General features: G+C 65.4%; 23 protein-coding genes and 1 tRNA gene. 15 read left to right on the forward strand and 9 right to left on the reverse strand.

Annotated features, from left to right (window positions below):
• Positions 1 to 244 precede the first annotated feature (244 nt).
• Positions 245 to 1723 (forward strand): group II intron reverse transcriptase/maturase, encoded by a 1479-nt coding sequence (ltrA, locus tag HWX03_RS16730; RefSeq protein WP_175871912.1) that lies wholly within the window; start codon positions 245 to 247, stop codon positions 1721 to 1723.
• Between the two features lie 197 nt (positions 1724 to 1920).
• Positions 1921 to 2205: a PAAR domain-containing protein gene (locus HWX03_RS16735; protein WP_174389790.1), complete on the forward strand. Its 285-nt coding sequence runs from the start codon at positions 1921 to 1923 to the stop codon at positions 2203 to 2205.
• A 58-nt stretch (positions 2206 to 2263) separates the two neighbouring features.
• On the opposite strand, the gene HWX03_RS16740 is transcribed toward HWX03_RS16735, so the two are convergent.
• On the reverse strand, positions 2264 to 2575 hold the full coding sequence (locus HWX03_RS16740; RefSeq protein ID WP_175871913.1) for a cupin domain-containing protein: 312 nt from the start codon (positions 2573 to 2575) through the stop codon (positions 2264 to 2266).
• 59 nt (positions 2576 to 2634) lie between these two features.
• The gene (locus HWX03_RS16745; RefSeq protein ID WP_174389792.1) at positions 2635 to 3318 is read right to left on the reverse strand and encodes a DJ-1/PfpI family protein; all 684 of its coding nucleotides are present in this window, start codon (positions 3316 to 3318) and stop codon (positions 2635 to 2637) included.
• Positions 3319 to 3435: 117 nt separating this feature from the next.
• On the opposite strand from HWX03_RS16745, the gene HWX03_RS16750 reads away from it, so the two are divergent.
• From HWX03_RS16750 to HWX03_RS16760, 3 genes are all read left to right on the forward strand, one after another.
• Positions 3436 to 4410 carry a GlxA family transcriptional regulator gene (locus HWX03_RS16750; protein WP_175871914.1) on the forward strand — a complete coding sequence of 325 codons (975 nt, stop codon included), beginning with the start codon at positions 3436 to 3438 and terminating at the stop codon, positions 4408 to 4410.
• A gap of 175 nt (positions 4411 to 4585) precedes the next feature.
• Complete coding sequence (locus tag HWX03_RS16755) at positions 4586 to 5560, forward strand: LysR family transcriptional regulator (protein ID WP_175871915.1); 975 nt, start codon at positions 4586 to 4588, stop codon at positions 5558 to 5560.
• A gap of 168 nt (positions 5561 to 5728) precedes the next feature.
• A complete protein-coding gene (locus tag HWX03_RS16760; RefSeq protein WP_175871916.1) occupies positions 5729 to 6778 on the forward strand; it encodes a Fic family protein in 1050 nt (349 codons plus the stop codon).
• A 208-nt stretch (positions 6779 to 6986) separates the two neighbouring features.
• Here HWX03_RS16760 and HWX03_RS16765 read toward each other — a convergent pair.
• The 4 genes from HWX03_RS16765 to HWX03_RS16780 all read right to left on the reverse strand — a co-directional run bounded on the left by HWX03_RS16765 (position 6987) and on the right by HWX03_RS16780 (position 11400).
• A tRNA-Met gene (locus tag HWX03_RS16765) sits at positions 6987 to 7063 on the reverse strand.
• 158 nt (positions 7064 to 7221) lie between these two features.
• Positions 7222 to 8880: an MFS transporter gene (locus HWX03_RS16770; RefSeq protein WP_175822424.1), complete on the reverse strand. Its 1659-nt coding sequence runs from the start codon at positions 8878 to 8880 to the stop codon at positions 7222 to 7224.
• A gap of 226 nt (positions 8881 to 9106) precedes the next feature.
• Positions 9107 to 10654: a sensor histidine kinase gene (locus HWX03_RS16775; protein ID WP_175871917.1), complete on the reverse strand. Its 1548-nt coding sequence runs from the start codon at positions 10652 to 10654 to the stop codon at positions 9107 to 9109.
• Positions 10655 to 10671: 17 nt separating this feature from the next.
• A complete protein-coding gene (locus HWX03_RS16780; RefSeq protein WP_175822422.1) occupies positions 10672 to 11400 on the reverse strand; it encodes a response regulator transcription factor in 729 nt (242 codons plus the stop codon).
• Here HWX03_RS16780 and HWX03_RS16785 point away from each other — a divergent pair.
• The 10 genes from HWX03_RS16785 to HWX03_RS16830 all read left to right on the forward strand — a co-directional run bounded on the left by HWX03_RS16785 (position 11399) and on the right by HWX03_RS16830 (position 20750).
• Entirely contained in the window at positions 11399 to 11554 is a 156-nt protein-coding gene (locus tag HWX03_RS16785) for a hypothetical protein (protein WP_174389798.1), read from the forward strand. The genes HWX03_RS16780 and HWX03_RS16785 overlap by 2 nt on opposite strands.
• Positions 11555 to 11586: 32 nt before the next feature.
• On the forward strand, positions 11587 to 12657 hold the full coding sequence (recA, locus tag HWX03_RS16790; protein ID WP_175822421.1) for a recombinase RecA: 1071 nt from the start codon (positions 11587 to 11589) through the stop codon (positions 12655 to 12657).
• Positions 12657 to 13526, forward strand: coding sequence for a recombination regulator RecX (recX, locus tag HWX03_RS16795; protein WP_175871918.1), 870 nt, complete (start codon positions 12657 to 12659; stop codon positions 13524 to 13526). Before recA ends, recX begins: the two co-directional genes overlap by 1 nt.
• 145 nt (positions 13527 to 13671) lie before the next feature.
• Positions 13672 to 14280 carry a DUF2889 domain-containing protein gene (locus HWX03_RS16800; RefSeq protein WP_027785327.1) on the forward strand — a complete coding sequence of 203 codons (609 nt, stop codon included), beginning with the start codon at positions 13672 to 13674 and terminating at the stop codon, positions 14278 to 14280.
• A 67-nt stretch (positions 14281 to 14347) separates the two neighbouring features.
• Complete coding sequence (gene sucC / locus HWX03_RS16805) at positions 14348 to 15514, forward strand: ADP-forming succinate--CoA ligase subunit beta (RefSeq protein WP_132022571.1); 1167 nt, start codon at positions 14348 to 14350, stop codon at positions 15512 to 15514.
• A 64-nt stretch (positions 15515 to 15578) separates the two neighbouring features.
• On the forward strand, positions 15579 to 16460 hold the full coding sequence (gene sucD, locus HWX03_RS16810) for a succinate--CoA ligase subunit alpha (protein WP_006477916.1): 882 nt from the start codon (positions 15579 to 15581) through the stop codon (positions 16458 to 16460).
• 154 nt (positions 16461 to 16614) lie between these two features.
• A complete protein-coding gene (locus tag HWX03_RS16815) occupies positions 16615 to 17319 on the forward strand; it encodes a TerC family protein (protein WP_175871919.1) in 705 nt (234 codons plus the stop codon).
• A 95-nt stretch (positions 17320 to 17414) separates the two neighbouring features.
• A complete protein-coding gene (locus HWX03_RS16820; RefSeq protein WP_175822417.1) occupies positions 17415 to 18011 on the forward strand; it encodes a pilin in 597 nt (198 codons plus the stop codon).
• A gap of 156 nt (positions 18012 to 18167) precedes the next feature.
• Entirely contained in the window at positions 18168 to 19946 is a 1779-nt protein-coding gene (locus HWX03_RS16825) for a Wzy polymerase domain-containing protein (RefSeq protein WP_175871920.1), read from the forward strand.
• A gap of 453 nt (positions 19947 to 20399) precedes the next feature.
• A complete protein-coding gene (locus tag HWX03_RS16830; RefSeq protein WP_126363157.1) occupies positions 20400 to 20750 on the forward strand; it encodes a TonB family protein in 351 nt (116 codons plus the stop codon).
• A 156-nt stretch (positions 20751 to 20906) separates the two neighbouring features.
• On the opposite strand, the gene HWX03_RS16835 is transcribed toward HWX03_RS16830, so the two are convergent.
• The 3 genes from HWX03_RS16835 to HWX03_RS16845 all read right to left on the reverse strand — a co-directional run bounded on the left by HWX03_RS16835 (position 20907) and on the right by HWX03_RS16845 (position 25729).
• Entirely contained in the window at positions 20907 to 22067 is a 1161-nt protein-coding gene (locus HWX03_RS16835; RefSeq protein ID WP_175871998.1) for a glycosyl hydrolase, read from the reverse strand.
• Positions 22068 to 22143: 76 nt separating this feature from the next.
• Complete coding sequence (locus tag HWX03_RS16840; protein ID WP_175871921.1) at positions 22144 to 23049, reverse strand: hypothetical protein; 906 nt, start codon at positions 23047 to 23049, stop codon at positions 22144 to 22146.
• Entirely contained in the window at positions 23042 to 25729 is a 2688-nt protein-coding gene (locus HWX03_RS16845) for a type VI secretion system tip protein VgrG (protein WP_175871922.1), read from the reverse strand. Before HWX03_RS16845 ends, HWX03_RS16840 begins: the two co-directional genes overlap by 8 nt.
• Positions 25730 to 25807: the final 78 nt, after the last annotated feature.

Consider the following 25807-nt stretch of genomic DNA (forward strand, 5'->3'; position numbering starts at 1 on the left):
CGTCGGTAGGGGAACGTGCGGGCCAGCCATTGAGCCGCGATAGTTGTGTTATTCCGGGTGCCGACGCGGTTCAGAACGCGGAAGGCAACATGAAGAGGTGCGTAAGCGCGAGTGCCTCGACGACCCGGCGTGGTCGGAGAACCTGGCACGTACGGATGCTCTTTGCGCGGGAACCGGGAGATCTCTCGTTCGGCCAACTGCAGCACGGGTTGGTCCGCGTCGGGAAGGTGAGGAGCCGTAGCCGATGATGAACGGACGGGAGAAGTCAGACTCTGCCATAGTAGCGACGAAGCCCGCGAACAAGGCCGGGAAGCCGGCTGCGGAGCGGGTGGAGCCAAGGGCGGGGACCAAGAGGAACACGGGTCAGTCGCATACGTGCCGGGCGCAGAACCGGGCAAGCGTGTCACAGGGGCTGGACCGTGTACGGCAGGCTGCAAGGCAGCGGAAGAAGGAACGGTTCACCGCGCTGCTGCACCACGTCACGATCGATCGCCTCAGGGCGTCGTTCCTTGCGCTCAAACGCAATGCTGCCCCTGGGGTGGACGGTATGACGTGGCGGTACTACGAGGCAGGACTGGAAGACCATCTCCGGCGCCTGCACGCGCAAGTACACAGCGGAGCGTATCGGGCACTGCCCGTTCTTCGGCAGTACATACCGAAGCCGGACGGCAAACAGCGCCCGCTGGGGATTGCCGCCCTGGAGGACAAGATCGTCCAGCGCGCGGTGGTCGAAGTGCTGAACGCGATCTACGAGGGGGACTTCCTCGGATTCTCGTACGGGTTCCGGCCCGGGCGCAGTCAGCACGACGCGCTGGACGCGTTGGCGACAGCGATCACCCGCACCCCGGTGAACTGGATTCTGGACGCCGATCTCAAGAGCTTCTTCGACTCGGTCAGTCAGGAATGGCTGATCCGATTCATCGAGCACCGGATCGGTGACCAACGCATCATCCGTCTTGTGCGCAAGTGGCTCAAGGCGGGCGTGCTAGAAGGCGGAGAGTTGAGCGTGAGTGAGGCAGGTACTCCGCAGGGATCAGTGGCTTCGCCGCTGTTCGCGAACGTGTACCTGCACTACGTCTTTGATCTCTGGGCCAATCGGTGGCGACGGCAAGAAGCCAAGGGCAACGTCATCATTCTGCGGTACGCGGATGATGTCGTGGTCGGCTTCGAGCACGAAGCCGACGCGAGGCGCTTCTGGGATGCGATGCGTTCGAGGTTGGACGAGTTTGCGCTTGCGTTACACCCGGAGAAGACGAGGCTGCTGGAGTTTGGTCGCTATGCGGCGGCCAATCGCCAAAGCCGCGGTCTTGGCCGGCCGGAGACCTTTGCCTTTCTGGGCTTCATCTTTATCTGCGGCAGATCGCGCCGGGGTGCCTTCCAGCTTCAGCGGAAGACTCGGGGCGATCGCATGCGGGCGAAGCTCAGGGGAATCAAGGAGGAACTACGGCGGCGCATGCATGAACCGATTCCTGTGCAAGGGAAATGGCTTGGTCAGGTGGTGCGCGGCTACTTCGCGTACCACGCGGTACCGACGAACTCACGCGCACTTGGCGCGTTCCGTTACCACGTCGTGGATCTCTGGCGGCGTGCGCTTCGACGCCGCAGCCAGAAGGATCACATGACGTGGACACGGGTCGAGCGGATCGCGGATGCCTGGCTACCCCAACCTCGAATCCTTCACCCGTGGCCGGATCGGCGGTTCGCCGTCAAACACTCAAGGTAGGAGCCCGGTGCCCGAATTGGGCACGCCGGGATCTGTGCGGGGGGTGTCCAGTAATGGGCATCCCTACCGCGATCGGGGCGAGGCTGCGGCCGCGGCGAGCGATGATATGCTCGCGGGACGCCCGCAACCGACGGGCGGTTTCACGATGCCCGTGCGCGACTGCGTTGCGCGGCGTTTCCGAGGGAAGAACCGACATCATGAGCCGCAAATTCATTCTGAAGGGCGACACGACCGATCACGGCGGCGTCGTGCTCGAAGGGATCGCCAATTCGTCGTTCGACGGGCGCGAACTCGCGTATCTCGGCGCGTCCGTGTTCTGCGCGGCGTGCAAGTCGCCGGGCGTGATCGTGTCGGACGGCGGCGAGCGCACGATGACCGTGATGGGCAAGGTCGTCGCGCTCGAACACGACCTGTGCCAGTGCCAGTGCACGCCGCTGCCGAAACTGATCGCATCGCAGGCCACCGGGACGATCTCGGGGTGACCGCCGCCGCGCGGAGGCGTTCGTCGTCCGCGCGGCATCGATGCACCGATGCCTGCCGTCAGGCGCTGCCTTCGGTCTCGATCACGAGGATGCGTGCTTCGCCGAGCGGATGCGCGACGTGCTCGGTGCCGGCCGTCGCGTGGAACACGTCGCCGGTTTCGAGCACCGTCGCGTGCTCGACGCCTGCTTCGCGGTAGCGCATCTCGACGCGGCCATCGAGCACCGCGAACACCTCCTCACCGTCGTTCACGTGCCAGCGATACGGCTGGTCGGTCCAGTGCAGCCGGACCGTGATGCCGTTCAGGTTCGCGATGTCGAGGGCGCCCCACGCGTGCTCCGCCGTGAATGTGGCGCTCCGGATGATCTTCATCGAGGTGTTCTCCAGCACGCGTGTGCGCCGCTTTCCAGTGATTTTCCCGACATCCGCACTCAGCGCGACGTTGCGCGCAGCGCCTGCTCGACGATCTGCTTGCGCTTCGCGAAGCCGGCAGCCGTACGTTCGGTGACGCGCGCCACGACCGCAGCCGGCGCGGTGTCGGGCGAGCCGGCGTCGAACGGCGGTGCGGGCGCGTATTCGAGCTGCAACTGGATCGCCTGCGCTTCTTCGTCGCCGACCAGCTCCGCGGCGATCGTCAGCGCGAAGTCGATGCCGGCCGTCACGCCGCCGCCCGTGACCAGGTTGCCGTCGCGCACGACGCGCTCGCGCACCGGTATCGCACCCAGCGGTTCGAGCAGCGCGTGGAACCTCCAGTGCGTCGTCGCGCGCCGCCCGCGCAGCAGGCCGGCCACGCCGAGCAGCAGCGAGCCCGTGCAGACCGACGTCACGTAGCGCGCGGTGGCCGCGCGCTGCTGCACGAACGCGATCGTTTCGGCATCGAGCAGCAATTCGTTGATGCCGATCCCGCCCGGGATGCAGATCACGTCGAGCGGCGGGCAGTCGTCGAACGTGCAGGTCGGCGCGAGCGCGAGGCCGCTGCTCGACGCGATCGCGTCGCGCGACTTCCACACCAGATGGACGGCTGCGTCCGGCAGCGACGCGAGCACGTCGTGCGGCCCGGTGAGGTCGAGTTGCTGGACGCCCGGAAAGACGAGAAGGCCGATATGCAGGGTCATGCGAAGGCTCCGAGAGGGAAGGGAACACGCGCCGTTCGGCACGGGATGGACAGATCGATTCTAGGCGCGTAGTGTTTGGCGAAATTGCCATATCACCCACGTTTTCAGCCAATCGCCATGCCTGCCGCCGCCCCGCGTTCGATCCTGGTCCTCGCGTTTCCCCGGGCGCAACTGCTCGATGTGACGGGGCCGCTGCAGGTGTTCGCGTCCGTCAACGAGCTCGCGCTGGAGCGCGGGCAGCCGGCGCCGTATGCGCCGCGCGTCGTGGCCGTCGAGGCGGGGCCCGTCGAGACGTCGTCGGGCCTCGTCGTGATGGCCGAGTCGCTGCGCGCGGCCGCGCGCCATCCCGATACGCTGATCGTCGCCGGCGGCAAGGGCGTGCATGCGGCGTCGAAGGACGCGCGGGTGGTGCGCTGGGTGCGGCAGCAGGCCGGGCGCGCGCGGCGCGTGGCGTCGGTCTGCACCGGCGCGTTCCTGCTCGCCGAGGCCGGCCTGCTCGACGGGCGGCGCGCGGTCACGCACTGGGCGCGCTGCGACGAATTCGCGGCGCGCTACCCGAACGTGCGCGTCGAGCCGGATCCGATCTTCATCCGCGAAGGCGCGCTGTGGACGTCGGCCGGCGTGACGGCCGGCATCGATCTCGCGCTCGCGCTGGTCGAGGAGGATCTCGGGCGGGCGACCGCGCTCGACGTCGCGCGCGAACTCGTCGTGTTCCTGAAGCGTCCGGGCGGACAGGCGCAGTTCAGCACGATGCTGTCGATGCAGCGCACCGCCGACCGGTTCGGCGAGCTGCACGCATGGATGGCCGAGCACCTGACGGCCGACCTGTCGGTGCCCGCGCTCGCCGAGCGCGTGAGCATGAGCGAGCGCAGCTTCGTGCGCCACTATCGTGCGGAAACCGGCCGCACGCCCGCGCGCGCGGTCGAGCAGATCCGGGTCGAAGCCGCGCAACGCCTGCTCGGCGAAACGGCCTGGCCCGTCAAGCGGATCGCCGGGCGTTGCGGCTTCGGTTCCGAGGAGACGCTGCGGCGCAGTTTCGTGCGTGTGCTCGGCGTGTCGCCGCAGGGATATCGCGAGCGGTTCGTGCGGTAACGGACGACGGATGAGCGGGGCCGGAGCGGCTGCGTCCGGAACTGAACGGAAACCGGTCGATTTCCAGTCCGAAATGTCGAAACTATTCAGGATCGGACAACAATAGGCGGGGGCTTGTGCCGTGCCCGCCGCGCGCTCTATTCTGTTCCGTTGGCGATTCGAAGGGGGAAGCAGCATGGACCGCATCCAGGCAATGGAAGTTTTTACCCGCGTGGTCGACGCGAACAGCTTCACGCGGGCGGCCGACACGCTCGCGATGCCGCGCGCGTCGGTGACGACCATCATCCAGAATCTCGAGGCGCTGCTCGGCGTGCGCCTGATGCACCGGACGACGCGCCGGCTGTCGCTGACGCCGGAGGGCGCCGCGTACTACGAGCATTGCATGAAGATCATCACGGAGATCGCCGAGGCCGACGCGAGTTTCCAGGCCGGCAACCGCAAGCCGAGCGGCATGCTGCGCGTCCACATGCCCAGTTCGCTCGGGCGGCGCATCGTGCTGCCGTCGCTGTCGATCTTCCGGCAGCGCTATCCGGACATCACGCTCGAACTGGGGCTGTCCGACCGCTACGTCGATCCGGTCGAGGAGGGCATCGACTGCATGATCCGGGTCGGGCCGCTCGAGGATTCGTCGATGGTCGCGCGGCGCATCGGGATGCTGAAGCGCGTCACATGCGCATCGCCCGACTACCTCGCCCGTCACGGCGAGCCGAACGAGATTGCCGATCTCGTCGACCATCATGCGGTGAATTTTCGTTCGAGCCACGGCGCGCGGGCGATTCCGTGGGTGTTCATGATCGACGGCAAGCCGTTCGAGGTGCGGATGAACGCCAGCGTCACGGTCAACGATTCGGATGCCTACGTGACGTGCGGGCTCGAAGGCTTCGGGATGATCCAGCCGACGCTGTTCATGGTGCTGCCGAACCTGCTCGACGGCTCGCTGGTCGAGGTGCTGCCGGACTGCAATCCGAAGCCGAAACCGATCTCGATCGTCTATCCGCACAACCGGCATCTGTCGCAGAAGGTGCGCGTGTTCGCCGACTGGATCGCGGAGGTGTTCGAGTCGACGCCGGCGCTGGAGGGTGGGGAGAACTGGCGGGGACGGGTGGGGACGGAGGCGGCGCTGGGGCCGCGCAGTTCGGTGGCGGCGTAGCGCGCCGGGGGCGGTCGACGCGATTTCGGCAGAGGAGTGGCTGGCGAGAATGGACGAGATGCCGCACGGCCATCCGGCTTGACGGAGGACCGTAACCATTTTGACACCCATTTACACCCATTTGGCTGGCTGCAGAGAAATGGGTGTAAATGGGTGTAGTATTGGTTCATGTTCCGAACCGACACCCTTCAGATCACACCGGAAGTCTTGGGCCTGATTGCCCGGATCGACGAATTCAAGGGCGCGTGGCGCGCCTTGGGTACGCTTGCGCCCGATCGACTGTCGGCCCTGCGGCGTGTTGCCACCATTGAGAGCATCGGATCGTCCACCCGCATCGAGGGCAGCAAGCTGAGCGACCGCGAGGTCGAGCGCCTGCTATCCAACCTCGCTATCAAGCAGTTCGAGACGCGCGATGAGCAGGAAGTGGCGGGCTACGCCGAGTTGATGGACTTGATGTTCCGGGCGTGGGAAGACATCCCGTTCAACGAGAACCACCTCAAGCAACTGCATCAGATCCTGCTGCAATACAGCCTGAAGGACGAACGCCATCGGGGCCGTTACAAGACGAGTTCCAACAGCGTCGCCGCCTTCGATGAAAACGGCGTGCAGATCGGCATCGTGTTCGAGACGGCCTCGCCGTTCGATACGCCGCGTTTGATGACGGAGCTGGTGCAGTGGGTGAATGACGAGCGGGAAAAAGCGTATCTGCATCCCCTGCTGATCGTCGCTGTCTTCGTGGTCGTGTTCCTGGAAATCCATCCATTCCAGGACGGTAACGGGCGACTGAGCCGCGTGCTGACGACCTTGCTATTGCTTCAAGCGGGCTACGCCTATGTTCCGTACAGTTCGCTGGAAAGCGTGATCGAGATGAACAAGGAAGCCTACTATCTCGCGCTGCGTCAGACGCAAGGCACGATCCGCACCGACGCACCCAACTGGCAGCCGTGGTTGCTATTCTTTTTGCGCTCGCTGGCCGAGCAGGTGAGGCGGCTTGAGAAAAAGGTCGAGCGAGAGAGAATCGTGCTGGCCGCGCTGCCCGCGCTGTCTTTGCAGATCGTCGAGTTTGCCCGCGAGCATGGCCGCATTACGATGGCCGAGGCGATCAAGCTGACTGGCAGCAATCGCAACACCTTGAAGCCACACTTGCGCGACCTGATCGAACGCGGGCATTTGGAGCAGCACGGCAGTGGGCGTGGTGTCTGGTATGGGCTGAAGTGAGTTGGACGTGGACGAGCGTGCGGCCAACTGTCTCGATGTTGGCCTGCATTCGTGTCCGCTGGAAGTCTTTTGTGCCGAGGGAGCGACGGGCGTGAGGGGCACCGGTAGTACACGCCGTGGCGGGAGCGGGCAACGCGCGACACCGCGTGCGCCGGATGAAGCAATGAAAAAAGCCGCTGTTTCTTTCGAAACAGCGGCTTTTCGCATTTGGTGGCGAATCAGGGATTCGAACCCCGGACCTGCGGATTATGATTCCGTCGCTCTAACCGACTGAGCTAATTCGCCGAAGACTTGAATTATGTAGATTGCCCATCAGGCTGTCAACACCTTTTTTCATCTCTCCCGAAAAAAGTGCCAGTGAGACTCACACCAGCCTTCGTTGCGGGCGGGTGCCGGTCGCCGGCAACGCCCGCCGACCGATTCCCGCCCGCTGCGACCGGGCGTCAATCCTGCGCGTAGATGTCCGAGTCCTTCGTCTCCTTGACGAACAGCAGGCCGATCACGAAGGTACCCAGCGCGATCACGATCGGATACCAGAGCCCCGAATAGATGTTGCCCTTCGCGGCGACGATCGCGAATGCGGTCGCCGGCAGGAAGCCGCCGAACCAGCCGTTGCCGATGTGATAGGGCAGTGACATCGACGTGTAGCGGATCCGCGTCGGGAACATCTCGACCAGCATCGCGGCGATCGGGCCGTAGACCATCGTCACGTAGATCACGAGGATCGTCAGGATCACGATCGTCATCGGCCAGTTGAGTTGCGCCGGGTCAGCCTTCGCCGGGTAGCCGGCCCCCTTCAGCGTCGACGCGAGCGTCTTGTCGAACGCCGCGCCCTGCGCCTTCGCGTCGGCCGCCTTGCCGTCGTAGGTCTGGATCACCGTGTCGCCGACCTTGATTTCGGCCAGCGCACCGGCCGGCGCCGCGACGTTCTCGTAGTTCAGGCCGGCCTTTGAGAGCGCGCTCTTCGCGATGTCGCACGAGCTGGTGAACTTCGACGTGCCGACCGGGTTGAACTGGAACGAGCAGGTGGCCGGATCGGCGACGACCGTGATCGGCGCCTTCTGCGTCGCGAGTTCGAGCTGCGGGTTCGCGTAGTGCGTGAGCGCCTTGAACAGCGGGAAGTAGGTCAGCGCCGCGATCAGGCAGCCCGCGAGGATGATCGGCTTGCGGCCGATCTTGTCCGACAGCGAACCGAAGAACAGGAAGAACGGCGTGCCGATCAGGAGCGCGATCGCGATCAGGATGTTCGCGCTGGCGCCGTCGACCTTCAGCGTCTGCGTGAGGAAGAACAGCGCGTAGAACTGGCCCGTGTACCACACGACGGCCTGGCCGGCCGTCAGGCCGATGAGCGCGAGGATCACGATCTTCAGGTTCTTCCACTGGCCGAACGCTTCGGTCAGCGGCGCCTTCGACGTCTTGCCTTCCGCCTTGATGCGCAGGAACACCGGCGATTCGTTCAGCTGCAGCCGGATCCACACCGACACCGCGAGCAGCAGGATCGACGCGACGAACGGCACGCGCCAGCCCCAGTTGCCGAACGCCTCCTCGCCGATGAACGTGCGCACGCCGAGGATCACGAGCAGCGACAGGAACAGGCCGAGCGTGGCCGTCGTCTGGATCCATGCGGTGTAGAAGCCGCGCCGGTTGGCCGGCGCATGCTCGGCGACGTAGGTCGCCGCGCCGCCGTACTCGCCGCCGAGCGCGAGGCCCTGCAACAGCCGCATCGCGATGAAGATCACGGGGGCGGCGATGCCGATCGACGCGTAGCCGGGCAGGAAGCCGACCACGAAGGTCGAGACGCCCATGATCACGATCGTCACGAGGAACGTGTGCTTGCGGCCGACGAGGTCGCCGAGCCGGCCGAACACGATCGCGCCGAACGGCCGCACCGCGAAGCCGGCCGCGAAGCCGAGCAGCGTGAAGATGAACGCGGCGGTCGGATTGACGCCGGAGAAGAAGCTCTTGCTGATGTAGGCCGCGAGTGACCCGGCCAGGTAAAAGTCGTACCACTCGAACACGGTGCCGAGCGACGACGCGAAGATCACCTTCTTCTCTTCGCCCGTCATCGGCGAGTGCGAAACTTGCCCGCCTAACGTTGCCATGAATCGTCTCCAAGTCGCTTGATATAGATGTGCGGCCGCCTTGGGTGGGCGGGCCTGTCGACGATTATTGGCACGGAAACTTACGGCGCACTGACTCGCGCGTACAAAACGACTGCGCGTTAACCCGGGTCGAATCGGCCGCTTCGCGGGCCGATCGTGGCGCGAACGGCCGGTAAATCGCCGGTTTCGACGTATTGGCGCCGAGCCGCGGCGGCGCGCGTCAGGGTTAATCCGGGGCGGTGTCGGCCAGCGGCAGGCTGATGCGCACGAGCGTACCGGCGAGGCGCGGCGCGTGCTGGTAGACGTGATCGTCGAGCGTCAGCGTGCCGCCGTGCTGGGTGGCGATCTCGCGCACGATCGCGAGCCCGAGGCCGCTGCCGTCGCCTTCCCGGCCGAGGATCCGGTAGAAGCGCTCGACGACGCGCTCGCGCTCGCCGGCCGGGATGCCGGGGCCCGTATCCTCGACTTCGAGATGCACGCGCCGCGCCGCGGGCTCGGCCTGCACGCGCACGGTGATGCGGCCGCCTTCGGGCGTGTAGCGGATCGCGTTGTCGACCAGGTTGCCGAGCATCTCGCGCAGCATCACCGGGTTGCCGTCGACATTGAGCGGCGCATCGTCGTCCGGGCCCTCGTACCCGAGGTCCATGCGTTTCGCGAGCGCGGCCTGTACCCAGTCGCGCACCGTGCGCCGCGCGAGCGCGGCGATCTCGACCGGCTCGAACGTGAGCCCGCTCGCGCGGTTCTCGGCGCGCGCGAGCGCAAGCAGTTGCGTGACGAGCCGCGCGGCCTGCTCGGAGCTCGTCGCGATCTGCTCGAGCGAGCGCTGCACGTCGGGCGGCACCGGGTGGCGCAGCGCGAATTCGGCCTGCGTGCGCAGGCCCGCGAGCGGCGTCTTCATCTGGTGCGCGGCGTCGGCAATGAAGCGTTTCTGCAGCGCCATGTTCTGTTCGAGCCGCGCGAGCAGGTCGTTGAACGACGTGACGAGCGGTTCGATCTCGGGCGGCGCGCGTTGCGCCTCGACGGGCGACAGGTCGTCGGGCCGGCGCGCGCGGATGTGCGCCTGCAGCGCGTTGAGCGGCGCGAGCCCGCGCGACAGCCCGAACCAGACGAGCAGGATCGCGAGCGGCAGGATCACGAATTGCGGCAGGATCACGCCCTTGATGATGTCGTTCGCGAGCGCGTTGCGCTTGTCGAGCGTCTCGCCGACCTGCACGAGCACGGGCTGCGCGCCGCTCGCCTGCGGCAGCGCGACGGTCGTATACGCGACGCGCACGTCGTTGCCGCGCAGCAGGTCGTCGCGGAACACGACGACGCCCGGCGGCGGGCGGTCCTCGTCGCGCGGCAGCGGCATGTCGGCCTCGCCCGCGACCAGCTCGCCGCGCGTGCCGAGCACCTGGAAGTAGACACTGTCGATGTTGTCCGCGCGCAGGAAGTCGCGCGTTTGCTCCGGCAGCGTCAGCTCGGCGACGCCGTTGACCGGATGGATCTGCCGTGCGAGCACGTATGCATTGGTCTCGAGCGCGCGGTCGAACGGGCTGTTCGCGATCGTCTTCGCGACGAGATAGGTGACGGCGATGCTCATCGGCCACAGCAGCAGCAGCGGCGCGAGCATCCAGTCGAGGATTTCGCCGAACAGCGAGCGCGGGCGCGGCGTTTCGGGCGATTCGGTTTCGTCGGGCGGCGCGAACGGGTTCTCGTAGCGCGCGTCGCGCGCCTCGTCGGCAGCCGACGACGGCGCGCCGGTCGGGTGGCGGGAATGGGCCGGCGTGGCCATCGCGGCGCCGCCCGGCGTCAGCGCAGCGGCGTGCCGGCCGCCGCGGGCTGGGGCGCCGCCATGTCGGCCGGCGTCGCGGGCGCGACCTTCTCGAGGCAATAGCCGAGGCCGCGCACGGTCGAGATCCGCACGCCGCTCGGTTCGATCTTCTTGCGCAGCCGGTGCACGTAGACTTCGATCGCGTTGTTGCTGACTTCCTCGCCCCATTCGCACAGGTGATCGACGAGCTGTTCCTTCGACACGAGCCGGCCGATCCGCTGCAGCAGCACCTCGAGCAGGCCGAGTTCGCGCGCGGAGAGATCGAGCACGTGATCGTTCGCATACGCGATCCGGCCGACCTGGTCGAACGCGAGCGAGCCGTGGCGCACGACGGTCGGGCCGCCGCCGGCGCCGCGCCGGGTCAGCGCGCGCACGCGCGCCTCGAGCTCGTTGAGCGCGAACGGCTTGGCCATGTAGTCGTCGGCGCCGAGGTCGAGCCCCTTCACGCGTTCGTCGACGCTGTCGGCGGCGGTCAGGATCAGCACGGGGAGATTGGAATTGCGCGCGCGCAGGCGCTTGAGCACGTCGAGCCCGGACATTTTCGGCAGCCCGAGATCGAGGATCAGCAGGTCGAAAGTCTGCATCGACAGCGCGGTGTCGGCGTCGACGCCGCTCTTCACGTGATCGACGGCATAGCCCGATTGGCGGAGTGACCGGGTGAGGCCGTCCGCGAGTATGCTGTCGTCTTCGGCGATGAGAATTCGCATGTTGCTGACCGATGCCGGCAGGGCGTTCGCGCCGGTGCGGCTGTCTCCGAAGTTATTTGTGTACAACGCTCTGCATTGCGGGCTTGCACAAAACACTGTTTTTTTATACAGTGTCTGCATTCGTGGGCAGCGCTTGAAGCGGGCGCGCCTCTAACAGACGCTGCTCATCATAGCAAAGGACGATTCATGGAAGATAGCAAGAAGGGCTCCGGGATGACCGCCGAGAAGAGCAAGGCGCTGGCGGCCGCGCTCGCACAGATCGAGAAGCAGTTCGGCAAAGGGTCGATCATGCGCATGGGCGACGGCGAGGCGGCCGAGAATATCCAGGTCGTCTCCACGGGGTCGCTGGGTCTCGACATCGCGCTGGGCGTCGGCGGCCTGCCGCGCGGCCGGGTGGTCGAGATCTACGGTCCGGAATCGTCCGGTAAAACCACGCTCACGCTGCAGGTCATCGCTGAACTGCAGAAGATCGGCGGCACGGCAGCCTTCATCGACGCCGAGCACGCGCTCGACGTCCAGTACGCATCGAAGCTCGGCGTGAACGTGCCGGAACTGCTGATCTCGCAGCCGGACACCGGCGAGCAGGCGCTGGAAATCACCGATGCGCTGGTGCGCTCGGGCTCGATCGACATGATCGTCATCGACTCGGTCGCGGCGCTCGTGCCGAAGGCCGAAATCGAAGGCGAGATGGGCGATTCGCTGCCGGGTCTGCAGGCTCGCCTGATGTCGCAGGCGCTGCGCAAGCTGACCGGCACGATCAAGCGTACGAACTGCCTCGTGATCTTCATCAACCAGATCCGGATGAAGATCGGCGTGATGTTCGGCAATCCGGAAACCACGACGGGCGGCAACGCACTGAAGTTCTATTCGTCGGTGCGTCTCGACATCCGCCGGATCGGCTCGATCAAGAAGAACGACGAGGTGATCGGCAACGAAACCCGCGTAAAGGTCGTCAAGAACAAGGTATCGCCGCCGTTCCGCGAAGCGATTTTCGACATCCTGTACGGTGAAGGCATTTCGCGTCAGGGCGAGATCATCGATCTCGGCGTGCAGGCGAAGATCGTCGACAAGGCAGGCGCCTGGTACAGCTACAACGGCGAGAAGATCGGCCAGGGCAAGGACAACGCGCGTGAATTCCTGCGCGAGAATCCGGAAATCGCACGCGAGATCGAGAACCGCATCCGCGAATCGCTCGGTGTCGTCAGCATGCCCGATGGCGTAATCAACGAAGCCGAGGCGTTGGACGAAGAAGAGTAATGGTTGCGCGCCGAGGTCAGGCTGGCGAGCCGGAGGAGCGTGACACGCCCGAAATGGCGGGTCGCTCCGGCCGGCGAGCCGGATCCTCGGGCGCCGGCCGGCGGGACGCAGGCGGCAACGCCGCGAACCGCGCCGCGACGAGGGCATCCGACGATGCCCTCGTTTCGTTTGAGATTGCCGCACCGGACGATCCGTTCGACGACGATGAGTCGTTCGACGCACACGATCGCTCCCGCCGTCGCGTGTCCGGTGTCCGCTTCCCGGGCGAGCGCGCAGCCGACGCCGCCGCGCCGGTCAGGGAAGATGTCTATACCCGCAGCAGCCAGCATCCGCGCCGCGCCCGCCGCGCGTCCGGCGGCTCTGCCAGCGCGGCTTCCGGCGACGAGTCGGGCGCCACCGAGCGCAAGTCGTCGAAGCCGCCGCGGTCGTTGAAGGGCCGCGCGCTCGGCTACCTGTCTAGGCGCGAATACAGCCGAGCGGAGCTCGCGCGCAAGCTCGCACCCTACGTCGGCGAGGACGAATCCGTCGAACCGGTGCTCGATGCGCTGGAAAAGGAAGGCTGGCTGTCCGACGCGCGCTTCGCCGAGAGCCTCGTGCATCGTCGCGCATCGCGCGTCGGCGTCGCGCGCATCGTCAGCGAACTGAAGCGCCATGCGGTCGGCGACAGCCTCGTCGAAGAGGTGAATGCCCAATTGCGCGAGACCGAGTTGACGCGCGCGCAGGCCGTCTGGCGCAAGAAATTCGGTGCACTGCCGCAAACGCCCGCGGAGCGCGCGAAGCAGGCGCGCTTCCTTGCCGCGCGCGGCTTCTCGAGTGCGACCATCGTGAAGTTGCTGAAAGTCGGCGACGATTTCCCGATCGACGACTGACGAGCCCGGTCGCGCGCGTGGCGCGCGATTTTGCTGCATTGCAACTGCTTCCGGCAGGCGGGAATACCCGCCGTCGCGGCAAACTGTCTCAAATACCCAATATGCTAAAATCCACGGGTTTTCCTCTTCGGCCTCAACCTCCAGCATGCCGCTATCCGAGCCCGTGCCCCGTCAGTTGCGACATCGACGCGCAATCCGAGCGGAAGCCTACGAGCGCGGCGACGGCTTGTGGGACATCGAAGCCTGCCTGACCGACCACAAGCCGCGCGATGTCGCGCTTGCGTCGGGCATCCGGCCCCAGGGCCTGCCGATCCACGAACTCTGGCTGCGCGTGACCATCGATCGTGACCTCAATGTCGTCGACGCCGAAGCGTCTTCGGAATGGGTGCCTTATCCCGGTCACTGTCAATCCGCCCCGCCTGCCTATCGGGCCCTCATCGGGCTCAATCTCTTCCGCAATTTCCGCCGCAACGCGAACCGGCTGCTCGCCGGCGTCGCAGGCTGTTCCCATCTCACCGAACTGTGCGCCGTGCTGCCGACGGCCGCGATCCAGGCGTTCGCCGGTGATGTGTGGAACGTGCGCGAGGAGGGCGGCGAAGGGCCGGATCATGACGGCGTGCACGCCGAACCGCCGTTCCAGCTCGGCCGCTGCCGCGCGCTGCGATTCGACGGCGAGGTCGTGCGGCAGTACTACCCGCGCTGGTATGGCCCGATTCGGCCGGATCTGCCCGGTGAAGGCAGCACGAAGGAATGAACGGAAATCATTCGAAGAAGCGTCTTAGCGACATTTCATCCAACTCTCAGACTGAAGGGAATCACGCATGAAGATTCACGAGTACCAGGGTAAGGAAATCCTGCGGAAGTTCGGTGTCGCGGTACCGCGCGGCAAGCCGGCGTTCTCGGTGGACGAGGCCGTCAAGGTGGCGGAAGAGCTCGGCGGCCCGGTTTGGGTCGTGAAGGCTCAGATTCACGCGGGTGGCCGTGGCAAGGGCGGCGGCGTGAAGGTGGCGAAGTCGATCGAGCAGGTGCGCGAATACGCGAACCAGATCCTCGGCATGCAGCTCGTCACGCACCAGACCGGTCCGGAAGGCCAGAAGGTCAACCGCCTGATGGTCGAAGAAGGCGCCGACATCAAGCAGGAACTGTATGTCAGCCTCGTCGTTGATCGCGTGACGCAAAAGATCGTTCTGATGGGTTCGAGCGAAGGCGGCATGGACATCGAAGAAGTCGCCGAAAAGCACCCGGAACTGATCCACAAGGTCATCGTCGAGCCGTCGACGGGCCTGCTCGATGCTCAGGCCGACGACCTCGCCGCGAAGATCGGCGTGCCGGCCGCATCGATTCCGCAAGCGCGCGCGATCCTGCAAGGCCTGTACAAGGCATTCTGGGAAACCGACGCATCGCTGGCTGAAATCAACCCGCTGAACGTCTCCGGCGACGGCAAGGTCATCGCACTCGACGCGAAGTTCAACTTCGACTCGAACGCGCTGTTCCGTCACCCGGAAATCGTCGCGTACCGCGATCTGGACGAAGAAGATCCGGCTGAAATCGAAGCGTCGAAGTTCGACCTCGCGTACATCTCGCTCGACGGCAACATCGGCTGCCTCGTGAATGGCGCAGGCCTCGCGATGGCGACGATGGACACCATCAAGCTGTTCGGCGGCGAGCCGGCGAACTTCCTGGACGTCGGCGGCGGTGCGACGACCGAGAAGGTCACGGAAGCGTTCAAGCTGATGCTGAAGAACCCGGACCTGAAGGCGATTCTCGTGAACATCTTCGGCGGCATCATGCGCTGCGACGTGATCGCGGAAGGCGTGATCGCCGGTTCGAAGGCCGTGAACCTGAACGTGCCGCTCGTCGTGCGCATGAAGGGCACGAACGAAGACCTCGGCAAGAAGATGCTGGCCGATTCGGGCCTGCCGATCATCTCGGCTGACAGCATGGAAGAGGCTGCGCAGAAGGTCGTCGCGGCTGCCGCAGGCAAGTAACGCTATCGAATACGCATGGCGGCGCGGCTAGCACGCGACGCCCATCGAACAGAGGTCAAAATACATGTCGATTCTGATCAACAAGGACACGAAGGTCATCACGCAGGGCATTACCGGCAAAACCGGTCAGTTCCATACGCGCGCCTGCCGTGAATACGCAAACGGCCGCGAAGCATTCGTCGCGGGCGTGAACCCGAAGAAGGCCGGCGAAGATTTCGAAGGCATTCCGATCTACGCGAGCGTCAAGGAAGCGAAGGCGGAAACCGGCGCGACCGTGTCGGTCATCTACGTTCCGCCGGCAGGCGCAGCCGCTGCGATCTGGGAAGCGGTCGAAGCCGACCTGGATCTCGCGATCTGCATCACGGAAGGCATCCCCGTCCGCGACATGATCGAAGTGAAGGACCGCATGCGTCGCGAAGGCCGCAAGACGCTGCTGCTCGGGCCGAACTGCCCGGGCACGATCACGCCGGACGAACTGAAGATCGGCATCATGCCGGGTCACATCCACCGCAAGGGCCGCATCGGCGTCGTGTCGCGTTCGGGCACGCTGACGTATGAAGCGGTTGCCCAGCTGACGGCACTCGGCCTCGGCCAGTCGTCGGCAGTCGGTATCGGCGGCGACCCGATCAACGGCCTGAAGCACATCGACGTGATGAAGATGTTCAACGACGATCCGGATACGGATGCGGTCGTGATGATTGGCGAAATCGGCGGTCCGGACGAAGCCAACGCCGCCGAGTGGATCAAGGACAACATGAAGAAGCCGGTCGTCGGCTTCATCGCGGGCGTCACGGCGCCTCCGGGCAAGCGCATGGGCCACGCCGGCGCGCTGATCTCGGGCGGTGCGGATACGGCCGAAGCGAAGCTGGAAATCATGGAAGCGTGCGGCATCACCGTCACGCGCAACCCGTCGGAAATGGGCCGTCTGCTGAAGAAGGCGCTGTAATTTCCGCGTGGTTCGTCCTGCAGAAAACGCCGGCTTTGCCGGCGTTTTTTGTTATGCTCGCGCAATGAATTCGTAAGCACCGGGCATGCGTCCTGCATGTGCCGGCGATGAACCGGGTCGCCCCTGACGCGGCCGCTGTCCTTTCCTCACCGCCATGCTCGAATTCCTGACCTCGCTGCACTGGGGCGCCATTCTCCAGATCATCATCATCGATATCCTGCTCGGCGGCGACAACGCGGTCGTGATCGCGCTCGCGTGCCGCAACCTGCCGGCGAGCCAGCGGCTGCGCGGCGTCGTCTGGGGCACCGCGGGGGCGATCCTGCTGCGTGTCGCTCTGATCACGTTCGCGGTCGCGCTGCTCGACGTGCCGTTCCTGAAGCTCGGCGGCGGGCTGCTGCTGCTGTGGATCGGTATCAAGCTGATGGCGCCGGCCACCGACGCGCACGACGACATCAAGCCGGCCGACCGGCTGTGGGACGCCGTGAAGACGATCGTCATCGCCGATGCGGTCATGAGCCTCGACAACGTGATCGCGATCGCCGGCGCGGCCGAGCAGGCCGATCCGTCGCACCGGATCGCGCTCGTGATCTTCGGGCTCGTTGTCAGCGTGCCGATCATCGTGTGGGGCAGCACGCTGGTGCTGAAGCTGCTCGACCGTTTCCCGGTCGTCGTGGCGTTCGGCGCGGGGCTGCTCGGCTGGATCGCGGGCGGGCTGATCGTGAACGACCCGGTCGGCGATCGCTGGCCGGTGCTCGATACGCCATCGGTGGTCTACGGCGCGAGCATTGCCGGCGCACTGTTCGTCGTCGCGATCGGTTACGCGCTCAGGAAACGCCGCAGCGTGCCGCACGCGCACTGACTGGCCATCCGGCCGACTGCCGGCTTCGCGGCCAGCTGGCTACGATCGAGACGCCTGCCTGTATCGGCAGGCGTTTTTCGTTTCCGGAGCCTGTCATGTTCGAAGCCTTTTCCGTTTCCCTGTTCCGTCGCGTTGCCGCTGATCTCCGGCGCGCGAACCGGCCGTCGCCTCGCTGGCGGCTGGCCGGCTTCACGCTGATCGAACTGATGATCGTGCTGGCGATCGTCGGTGTCATCGCGGCCTATGCGATTCCCGCGTACCAGGATTACCTCGCACGGTCGCGCGTCGGCGAGGGGCTTGCGCTCGCGTCGTCCGCGCGGCTCGCGGTCGCCGACAATGCCGCGAGCGGCGCGAGCCTCGACGGCGGCTACAGCCCGCCTGCCGCGACCCGCAACGTCGAATCCGTCACGATCGACGGCGCTACCGGCCAGATCACGGTCGCGTTCACCACCCGCGTCGCCGCGGCCGGCACGAATACGCTGGTGCTCGTGCCGTCGGCGCCGGACAAGGCCGATGCGCCCACCGCACGCGTGCCGCTCAAAAAGGGGGCGATACAGGCGGGCGCGATTGCGTGGGAATGCTTCGCCGCGGGCAAGGACGCGTCGTCGCTGCCGGCGCCGGGAGCGGGGCCGTTGCCGGGTAACGCCGCGACGCTGCCCGCGAAATATGCACCCGCGGAGTGCCGCGCATAAGGCTGGCGGAGAAGGAGGGCGGCCGCGCATGCGGCCTGCCGGCCGCCGCTTCGGCCGGCGGGGGCCGCGGCCTTGCGCCGGCTCGCGGAGCGACAGCCCCGCACAGAGCAGGGAAAGTTTTGTATAGTGCGCCGGTTGCTGACATCCGGTTCGCTCATGCCTTCTACTTTTTCCCGTTCGTTGTCGCTCGTTGCGCTGGCTGTCGCCCTGATCGTGCCGTACGCGATCACCAATCACACGTATCCGATCCCGACCTTCTATTCCGAGTTTTCCGCGCTGGTGCTGTATCTGCTGGTGGGCGCGTCCGTCGTGCTGCTCGCGCGCACCGGCCGCCCGGCCGAGCCGTTTGCCGCACCGGCTGCGTTCGCCGTGCCGCTCGGCTTTGCGGCGGTGCTGCTCGCGCAGGTTGCGCTGATCCCGCTCAAGGTGCCGTCGATGAACTGGCTGGCGGTCGGTTATCTCGCCGCCGCGCTGGTCGCGATGCAGGCCGGCTACGCGCTTGCGCGCGACGGGATGGCGGAAACCGTGTCGCGGATGATGGCCGGTGCGCTGCTCGTCGGCGGCGTGTTCGCGGTCGGTACCCAGATCGTGCAGCTGTTCCACCTCGAGTCGGCCGTCTCGCCGTTCGTCGTGGTGTACAACATCGCGGTCGACCGCCGTCCGTACGGCAACATGGCGCAGGCGAACCATCTGGCCAGCTACATCGCCTTCGCGCTCGCGGGCGCGCTGTATCTGGTGCAGACGCGCCGGCTCGCGGTGTGGGCATGGCTCGCGCTGTCGCTCGTGCTGTCGGTCGGTCTCGCGCTGACGGTGTCGCGCGGGCCGTGGCTGCAGGTCGCGGTGATGGTCGTCGCGGGCTTCTGGATGGCGTGGATCGAATCGCGCCGCACGCCGGGCAATGCGCGTGCGTGGCTGATACCGGTCGTGCTCGCGGTCGCGTTCATCGCGGTGAACGTCGCGGTGCGCTGGGCCAACGTGCACTATCACCTGAATCTCGCGGAGTCGGCAGCCGACCGGATGCGCGACGCCGGGCAGATCGCGCCGCGCCTCGCGCTGTGGAAATACGGGCTCGCGATGTTCCGCGAGCATCCGCTGCTGGGGGTCGGCTGGGGCGAATTCCCGTCGCACCAGTTTGCGCTCGTGCGCACGCTCGGCGGCGTCGAGATCGCGAACAATTCGCACGACATCTTCATCGACCTGCTCGCGAAGTCCGGTCTCGTCGGGCTCGGCGTGCTCGCCGTCACGCTCGTCACGTGGTTCGTGCGCGCGGTGCGGGCGCCGCAGTCGAGCATGCGCGTATTCGGCTTCGCGCTGATCGGCATCCTGCTGATGCATGCGCTGGTCGAGTATCCGCAGCAATACATGTTCTTCCTGCTGCCGGCAATGTTCGTGATCGGGCTGCTCGAGGTGAAGCCGCTGCGCATCCTGCCGGGGCGTGCGGCATTCGGGCTGTTCGCGGTGCTGTCGTTCGGCGGCGTGCTGGCGGCGGTGCCCGTGCTGCGCGATTACCAGCGTGCGGAAGTGCTCTATTACGGCAGCAATCCGGCCGCGCAGTACCGCGATGCGCCGTCGCTGCTGTTCGGCGCGTGGGGCGATTACGGTGCGGCGACGCTGCTCCCGATTTCGCCGGACGATTTGCCGGCCAAGCTCGCCGCGCACGAGCGTGCGATCGCGCTGCTGCCGGGCGAGACGGTGCTGCGCCGCTACGCGGTGCTGCAGGCGCTGGCCGGCCGCGAAGCCGACGCGCTCGATACCGTCGCGCGCCTGCATGTGTTTGCGAAGGAATTGAAGGACTGGCCGCAACAGCTGGCCGCGTTGTACAAGCTGTGCAACCAGGAGCCGGCGCTGAAGACGTTCAGGGCGGCCGTCGTCGCGAAGTACGGGGAAGCGCCGGCCGATGAGGGCGACGACTCGGACGACGACGATTCGGATTGACGCATGTCGTGCCCGCCGGAACGGGGAATTCCGGCGTTTGTCGGGGCGCGATGCAAGCGGGCTCACGTCGAAGCAACCCGACGCGGCGCGTAGCGCGCCGATCCGGTCGGATCTCGATTACCTCGCAGATCGCGCGGATTCCGGTCGAATGAGCGGTGATTCGCGTCAACCATTGTCAAATTGCCGCCGCTGACCGGGCGGCGCGTGCACAATGCGCGGAAGTGCTCGCGTGCCCGCGGCGCGGGGCATAGCCGGTGCGAACACGGAAAACTTCCCGGTTATCCGGGCATTCCGCCGGGCAGGATCGCGGCCGGGCATTGCCCGACCGTGCGGCCGTAACGGGGCGCTGGTCCGATGGCCGCGGCGCAGTACGACACATGCGATACGGCCGAGGGAAGGCTGCCGACGCGCGGCGCATGTGCCCAGAACAGTGCTGAAGAACGATATTCGACCATGGCCATTCGCTCGACCTACCTGATCCTGCCCGCCGTCGCGATGCTGTTTTCCGGCTGCGCGATGCTGTCGTCGTCGCAGGAAAGCAAGCTGACCTGCCACATTCCGCGTGCCGTCTATCCGGATAGCGCGAAGCCGCTCACGCGCCCGGCGACCGTGCTCGTGCGTGCGTTGATGACGACGTCCGGCGAAGCGCAAAACGTCACCGTGACGACGAGCAGCCGCAATGCGGCGGCCGATCGCGCGGCCGTCGAAGCGATGACGCACGCGACCTGCGCGCAGACCGGCGCGACGGCGAATCCTTTCCTGCTGACCCAACCCTTCGTGTTCGAGCCGCAGCGCGGGCAGTGACGCGGGGCGGCGTGTGCCGCGCGCCGACAGCCGCGCCGTTGCACGCGGCCACCGAAAGTCGATATGTGCGGCAGTCGCGCCGCACGCGCGATGTGCGCTGCCGCGGAGCCGGCACCCGAATCGCGACGGGGCTCCGCGGCAATCGCATCGGAACGGTCAGAACTGCCGCTTCTTGAGCGTATAGGCGACCAGCGAATACAGCGTGTTCGTCTGCGCGTTGAAATATCCGCCCTGGGTCGCCTTCTCCCTGCTTGAGTTCCAGGTCTTCCCCGCGTCGCTGCTGACGAACGTGAGATCGAGCGGTGTGCCGTTGCGCCTGGAGTCGGTTGCGTAGACGAGCAGCAATCCGTCCCGGCCGACGCTCAGGCTATCGAGCGTCAGCGTGTCGTCAAACGAATGCAACTGCTGCACCTGCCCGGGTGCGCTGTTCGTCCAGGTAGAAATGGCGCCGACGCGTTGTCCGTTGTCAGCGGGATTATCGAAATTGCGCGGCTCGCCGAGGCGCGACAGCGCGTAAAGCGCATAGTGATTCGACGCGGCCGGTGACGAGGACAGGTTGACGATCACCTGTTCAGGCAGAACGGCATCCAGGGCGAACTCGGATTGCTCCCAGCCGAGCCGATAGACGACGCTTCCGGCGGAAGCATGCTCGGATTTCTCGATGTGGTACGCCACGCGCAAGGTACCGTCCGGGCCGAGGTCGATGCCGTCAAAGGTGCGGCGGGGTTTGCCGGTCTCCGCGGCACCCGGTGGCAGTTCGATCTCCCGCCACGACTGACCGCCGTCGGACGTGCGCCACACGTGCGGACCCCAACCGATTGCATAGCCGCGCTGCGGATCGAGAAAGAGCAGGCGACCGATATTCCGATCTTCGGGCCACGCGAGCTGCACCCAGTCGCGTCCGCCGTTGGACGACTTCCAGAGCTTGGTCACTTGCGGCGTCAGCCCGCCGGCAGGCTGAGGCGACTTGTAGTCCATCCAGCCGGTGCTGATGAATTCGACCGTCCAGTCCTTGGCGTGCCACCAGGCGGCGTTCTGGCCCACCTGTTTGAAATGGCGTGTCATGTCGCCGTTCACCGGGCCGCGCCAGAATTCGACCGACGTCCGGTTCAGCGTTTCGCGACTGTCGTTCATCCAGGCCTCGGCCGGCTCGGCTTTTTCCTTGTCCTTCCATTCCGCGTACGGCTTGAAGGTGATTTCAGGATCGCTGATCTTCAGCGTGATCGCCTCGTTTCCCGATATCACGAAGTCGCCTCCGCCGTAAGGCTTGCTGTTCTTCATGAAAGTGTTGGAAACGACCTGCCAGTCATTCGACATATACGAGAACCCGACAATCAAGACAATGAGCACGACTGCCGCACCCAGCGACAGCTTCAGGAATTTTTTCGTCATTTCATTTCGGCATCAGTTTTTCGAGTGCCTGTGCAACAGGGTCGATGACATGTTCGTTGACGGCATCACCGGCCTTTTTTGCGTATTCCACGGTATTGTCGACATATTGTTTGCCCACGCCGACACCGCTGTCGAATGCCTGGGAGAATGTCCTGACATCACCCCATTCCTGGGTGTTGGGTTGCTTCAGGATATAGTACATATCGACAGGCCCGAGCCCGGCCAGACCGCCGTCGAGATAGGCGAGAGGATGGGTCTTGAACGCGTATGTCTTGAAGGTGTCGTCGTCCAGTTCGAGCGAGTACTGCGGCACGTTCATCTCGCAGCTACCGCTGTTCGGCTTCTTGCCCCTGATCGAAATGGTGTCGCCGCGCATGTTCTGCTGCAAACCCTGTTCCAGATAATGCTGCAGGAACCAGCGTGCGCTCGCAAGCCACGCCTTGCCTTTGTCGCTCAATTCCGGAAGCAGGTATTTACCGTAATTCGAGCAGTAGTAATAACCGTAACTGACGTAGTATCCCGGCGGCTTATGCCCGCACCCGATATGACGCATCATGAAATTGCCGTGGCGGGACCAGTCGGAATCGGTGCTTTCGGCTTCTATCAGCTTCTCCCGCCGATGCAGCAGTTCACGGGCAACTTTCGTGTCTTTCCACGGATCCCATGACGTGGCGAATTTCTTGACGGTCGCCCAAATGCTCGACGTGCTGACCTTTTGGACCGTTTCCCAGTACTCGCCATGCAGTGGCTGATAGTAGTACGGGCAGGTTCCGATAATGGAATCTGACGCCGGCGTCACATGCTTGTCGCAGATGTTGATCTGCACCTTCGGCCGATCCTGGTACCCCGTCGGGGTCAGCATCCCCGCACCGGTCCCGAGCACCTTGTCCTGTTGTCCGTCAGCCATTCGATTTCCCTAGAAACTTGACGACGACGTCGTGCGGCACGTGGCTCTGCGTCAGCCCCGTCTCGCCTGCCGCGTTGGTGACGCCTTCCGAGAGCAGCTTGCCGTTCGAGAACATCTGGTACCGCGTGTTCGCGACCGGGATGTCGGTGCCGGCCCAGTGCGCGATGAACGCCTGGTCGTAGTTGCCGTTGGAGTTCGGCAGCGTCGGCATCGTTTGCGACAGGTGGGTGGGGCCGCTGAACGCATGCTGCGCGCCCTTGATGTCGATCTTGCCGGGCGCATGCACCTCGATGTTGCCGTCCGCGATGCGGATATAGGCGCCGCCGGACGTCAGCAGGATTTCCTTCGCCGCGGCACCTTCGATCGATTGCGTGACGGCGATCAGCTTCAGCGCCTTCTGTGCGGTCAGCTCGATGTTGTCCGCGTGCGCCTGCACTTCGACCTTGCCCTTGCCGGCGAACAGTTTCATCCCCGCGTTCTGCGCGAACAGGCTGATCCGGTCGAGGACACCGGCGATCAGCGATTTTCCGGCGGCGATGTGCGTGCTTTGCCCGCTGACGAGGTTGATGTGCTGGTCCGCGGCAAATTGTACGGATTGCTGCGTGGACATCCCGATGCCGGCCGGGCTGCCGAACAGCATCACGGGCTCCTTGAACGCATTGGCGCTGCCGGTTCCGCCGCCGGCGGTCCGCCCGCCCGACGTGCTGCCGCTCACGCTGTTCTGCGTCGCATCGGCGAATTGCTTCAGCGCCGAGTGGCCGGGGTCGAGCGACTCGCCCTGATGCTGCGCACTGACCTGCGACATGGCGTCGATCAGCCCTTCCGCGCGCACGAGCTGTTGCCGCGTTTCGTCGACGTCGAGCGGCTGGCTTGCCGCCTGCTTGGGATGCGTCGTGACGTATAGCCCGCGGTTTGCGCGCACGGCGCCGTAGGCGTCCGAGCGCAGGTCGAAGCCACTGCCGAGATAGCTGCCGCGGTTGTTGCCCGTGTGGTCGATCAGGTAGCCAAGATGCAGATGTGCGTTGGTCTGGCTGCTGTACAGGTGCACGCGGTTCTGCGATGTCGCGTCGTCGAGCACCAGCTGGTTGTAGCCGGCGCCCGCATATTCCTTTGACCGGTATCCGGACAGGATCCCGTTGCTATGCCATTGCGGATTCGTCGCGCCGTTGTAGACCTTGCCGACGATGATCGGGCGATCGCAGTCGCCGCCGAGGAAGTCGACCAGCACTTCCTCGCCACTGCGGTGCGGGTGAACGGCACCGTAGCCATTGCCCGAATCGGACGCCGTGGCACGCAGCCAGCACGACGCCTTTTCGTCGCCGTCGTTCAAGCGGTCCCAATGGAATCGGACCTTGACCCGGTTGAGCTCGTCCGTGTGGACCTCTTCGCCCTGCGGGGCGACGACGATCGCCGATTGCAGGTGCATCGGCGGCTTCGCATGCTCGAGCGGGCTGCGGAACGGCACCGTCGTGCGCTGTGCTTCGACGCGGATCTGAAAGAAACCCTCGCTGCCGTCGGGATGACGCACGCGCGACAGGTCCGTATCGGTTGCCTGCATGATGCTGTCGATCTCGGCCTGCAGGCTGTGCGGGAAAACGGCCGGTTCATCGGCCACGGGCAGGTTGTTGACGATGACCCATGCGGTCTCGATTACTGTGAATTCGCGTTGACCGGCATCGTCCTTGTCGTGTTCGGGATGATCGGCGAACTCGAACGTGCGTCCCGCGTCCATGCGCCGCACACCGCCGACACCGTGAAAGCGCTTGGCGTGCGATTCCTGTTCTTCCATCCAGATCTTCGACAGATGGTCGCCGCGTGACTGCTCGGGATACGTGTAGGCACCCGTGTATTCGTAGACTTCGAGCTGCTGCGGCAGGTCGCCCTGGTTCGCGATCGTCGGCGTGTGGGTGGCCTTCGGATTCGACGGGGTGGGCGGGTGCTTGTAGTCGAACGTGCGCGTCGTGCGCGCGACGCTTCGCAGCGTGCGCGTACCGGTGAACTGGACGAGCGTGTCGGCCTCGTCGCCCGCGCCTGCGTGATGAAAGCGCACGGTTCGCGGCGACAGCGTGGGCAACGCGTCGATGCGATCGACGATGACGAGCCGGTGCGACTTGCCGTCCTTGTCCTGTTCCCAGAAACCGTACAGGCCTTCCGATTCCATCAGGCGATGGACGAAATTCCAGTCGTCCTCGTATTGCATGCAGAACGAGCGCGACGGCAGCGGCTGGTAGAGCTTGAACGTGAAGCGGCCCTTGGCCTGCGGATGCTGGTTCAGCACGTCGGCAATGATGTCGTCTGCCGACCGGTCCTGCCAGATGCGCTGATCGCGGCGGAACTTCAGGAAGTGCAGGAACGACGCAAAGACGATCTGATAGTGCGTGACGCCGCTGTCCGACCCGAGCCGGCGGGCCGCATGCACGTAGCCGTGGTGTGGCGCGTACGATTGGTCGGCCTGCTGGATCCACAGCGTCACCGGCTGCGCGATCAGTTTCTTGAGTTCGACGTTGTCGGATACCGACACGGTATCGACGGTGAACTCGAAATGGCGTCCGAGCCGTGACCGGCCCGAGACCCGCTGCGGCAACAGGACGTTAGGGCCGAGCGGGGTATCCAGTTTGACAAGGCGCTCGTGCTGAACCGGTCCGGCCAGCAACGCGCTTCTTAACGCTTGCGAATTCATCACCAGTGCTCGCTTTTGTTGTGCTGGTTCGCACGCTCTCTCGTGCGGAATCCGGTAATTGTATGAGATAAACGGTTT

The sequence above is a fragment of the Burkholderia sp. BCC0397 genome, from assembly GCF_902832865.1.
Classification (GTDB): Bacteria; Pseudomonadota; Gammaproteobacteria; order Burkholderiales; family Burkholderiaceae; genus Burkholderia.

Excerpts from the sequence above, each read along its gene's own strand:
- ltrA (WP_175871912.1), top strand. The coding sequence starts at position 245 with ATGATGAACGGACGGGAGAAGTCAGACTCTGCCATAGTAGCGACGAAG.
- HWX03_RS16735 (WP_174389790.1), top strand. The coding sequence starts at position 1,921 with ATGAGCCGCAAATTCATTCTGAAGGGCGACACGACCGATCACGGCGGC.
- HWX03_RS16740 (WP_175871913.1), bottom strand. The coding sequence starts at position 2,575 with ATGAAGATCATCCGGAGCGCCACATTCACGGCGGAGCACGCGTGGGGC.
- HWX03_RS16745 (WP_174389792.1), bottom strand. The coding sequence starts at position 3,318 with ATGACCCTGCATATCGGCCTTCTCGTCTTTCCGGGCGTCCAGCAACTC.
- HWX03_RS16750 (WP_175871914.1), top strand. The coding sequence starts at position 3,436 with ATGCCTGCCGCCGCCCCGCGTTCGATCCTGGTCCTCGCGTTTCCCCGG.
- HWX03_RS16755 (WP_175871915.1), top strand. The coding sequence starts at position 4,586 with ATGGACCGCATCCAGGCAATGGAAGTTTTTACCCGCGTGGTCGACGCG.
- HWX03_RS16760 (WP_175871916.1), top strand. The coding sequence starts at position 5,729 with ATGTTCCGAACCGACACCCTTCAGATCACACCGGAAGTCTTGGGCCTG.
- HWX03_RS16770 (WP_175822424.1), bottom strand. The coding sequence starts at position 8,880 with ATGGCAACGTTAGGCGGGCAAGTTTCGCACTCGCCGATGACGGGCGAA.
- HWX03_RS16775 (WP_175871917.1), bottom strand. The coding sequence starts at position 10,654 with ATGGCCACGCCGGCCCATTCCCGCCACCCGACCGGCGCGCCGTCGTCG.
- HWX03_RS16785 (WP_174389798.1), top strand. The coding sequence starts at position 11,399 with ATGTTGCTGACCGATGCCGGCAGGGCGTTCGCGCCGGTGCGGCTGTCT.
- HWX03_RS16780 (WP_175822422.1), bottom strand. The coding sequence starts at position 11,400 with ATGCGAATTCTCATCGCCGAAGACGACAGCATACTCGCGGACGGCCTC.
- recA (WP_175822421.1), top strand. The coding sequence starts at position 11,587 with ATGGAAGATAGCAAGAAGGGCTCCGGGATGACCGCCGAGAAGAGCAAG.
- recX (WP_175871918.1), top strand. The coding sequence starts at position 12,657 with ATGGTTGCGCGCCGAGGTCAGGCTGGCGAGCCGGAGGAGCGTGACACG.
- HWX03_RS16800 (WP_027785327.1), top strand. The coding sequence starts at position 13,672 with ATGCCGCTATCCGAGCCCGTGCCCCGTCAGTTGCGACATCGACGCGCA.
- sucC (WP_132022571.1), top strand. The coding sequence starts at position 14,348 with ATGAAGATTCACGAGTACCAGGGTAAGGAAATCCTGCGGAAGTTCGGT.
- sucD (WP_006477916.1), top strand. The coding sequence starts at position 15,579 with ATGTCGATTCTGATCAACAAGGACACGAAGGTCATCACGCAGGGCATT.
- HWX03_RS16815 (WP_175871919.1), top strand. The coding sequence starts at position 16,615 with ATGCTCGAATTCCTGACCTCGCTGCACTGGGGCGCCATTCTCCAGATC.
- HWX03_RS16820 (WP_175822417.1), top strand. The coding sequence starts at position 17,415 with ATGTTCGAAGCCTTTTCCGTTTCCCTGTTCCGTCGCGTTGCCGCTGAT.
- HWX03_RS16825 (WP_175871920.1), top strand. The coding sequence starts at position 18,168 with ATGCCTTCTACTTTTTCCCGTTCGTTGTCGCTCGTTGCGCTGGCTGTC.
- HWX03_RS16830 (WP_126363157.1), top strand. The coding sequence starts at position 20,400 with ATGGCCATTCGCTCGACCTACCTGATCCTGCCCGCCGTCGCGATGCTG.
- HWX03_RS16835 (WP_175871998.1), bottom strand. The coding sequence starts at position 22,067 with ATGTCGAATGACTGGCAGGTCGTTTCCAACACTTTCATGAAGAACAGC.
- HWX03_RS16840 (WP_175871921.1), bottom strand. The coding sequence starts at position 23,049 with ATGGCTGACGGACAACAGGACAAGGTGCTCGGGACCGGTGCGGGGATG.
- HWX03_RS16845 (WP_175871922.1), bottom strand. The coding sequence starts at position 25,729 with ATGAATTCGCAAGCGTTAAGAAGCGCGTTGCTGGCCGGACCGGTTCAG.